Consider the following 1,363-nt stretch of genomic DNA (forward strand, 5'->3'; position numbering starts at 1 on the left):
AGCTGGGCGCCGTTGTAGGCCTCGACGGCCTGTTCGGCGATGCGCCCGGCCCGGTCCAGCTCGGCCCGGGCGGCGGTGAGCGCGGCCTCCAGGGCCTCGCGGCGCTGCGGTTCCAGCTCGACGGTGGTGTTCCGGGCGGCGGCCAGTTCGACGAGCAGCTGCTCGCGGCGCTGCCCGGCGGCGGCCACCTCGCCCTGCTGGGCGGCCAGCCGCTGTTCGGCCCGGGCCCTGGCCGCGCCGACCTCGGCGGCGGCCCTCCCGGCGGCCTCGGTGGCGGCCCGGGCCTCGGCGGAGGCGCGGCGGGCGGCGGCGGCCGTGGAGGTGGCGGCGTCCAGGATCTGCCGGGTGCGCTCGCTGACCTGGCCGACCGCGGCGGCGCGCTCGCCCGCCTCGCGCGGGCCGTGGGCACCGAGCAGGGCGTTGAGGGCGGACAGTTCGGCGCCCGCGCCCTGCCGGTAGGTCTCGGCCGCGAGCCGGGCCGCGTCCTCGGCGGCGGTCACCCGCTCGGCCTCGGCGGCGGCGGCGCGCTGTGCGGCGGCGGCCTCCTCGGCGCGGGCCCGGGCGTGGGCGAGCTGGGCGCCGTTGTAGGCCTCGACGGCCTGTTCGGCGATGCGCCCGGCCCGGTCCAGCTCGGCCCGGGCGGCGGTGAGCGCGGCCTCCAGGGCGGCGGCCGAGGAGGCCTTGCGCTCGGCCTCGGCCCGGGCCCGGTCGATCTCCTCGGTGGACGGGTACGGCTCCTCGTCCGCGGGCCGACCGGCCGTCGTCTCGCCGGCCGACGGCGGACCGGCGACCGGTTCGCCGACCGCGGGGACGGCCTGGGCGGCGGGGAGCAGCCCGAGCAGTGCGGTCAGGGACAACAGGAGGGTCGGCAGGAGCCTGCGAGCCACGCGACATCATCCCTTCTGGCGGTCCGGAGGGGACGGCATCGGACGGCGCGCGGCGTCGGGACGGGCGGGTGGCGACCCGGCGGCCCGGTGGTGGCGGGGAGTCCGATGAATCATCCCATCACGTGACAGAACGGTCACATGACGCTCATGTTCTCAATTCCGGCGGCCTTCACACCTGGAAAAGTGCTCCGCCGGTCGGGTGACCATCAGATGATCTGACCAAACCTCGGCTCCGACCGGGCACCCGAGGCGGGCAGACGCCGGACGGACTACCGGCCGATCCGGCGGGTGTGCGTCCGCAGCCTGGGGTGCCGCTCGGGCCGGCTCTCCAGCCCGGTCGGACCGACGGCGAAGGCCCGGCTGCGCCCGGCCCGGACGGTACGGCGGCGCTGCCGCGCCAGGCGGGAGCGGTCCGGACCGGCCCCGGCCGCCGGGTCCACCGCACCCGGGGCCCTCCCCGCCGCCCCGGCGGCGGC

At 78.9% G+C, this 1,363-nt stretch carries 1 protein-coding gene and 1 pseudogene; both read right to left on the reverse strand.

Annotation, left to right across the window (positions count from 1 at the left end; all coding sequences use genetic code 11):
* Positions 1–887 (reverse strand): annotated as a pseudogene (locus ACFU6K_RS39100) (hypothetical protein); the annotation flags it as partial.
* A 269-nt stretch (positions 888–1,156) separates the two neighbouring features.
* Positions 1,157–1,363, reverse strand: a 207-nt coding sequence (locus ACFU6K_RS39105; protein WP_380671452.1) for a hypothetical protein, incomplete at its 5' end; no start/stop codon positions are given.

It is taken from the genome of Kitasatospora sp. NPDC057512, assembly GCF_042802135.1.
Lineage (GTDB): Bacteria > Actinomycetota > Actinomycetes > Streptomycetales > Streptomycetaceae > Kitasatospora.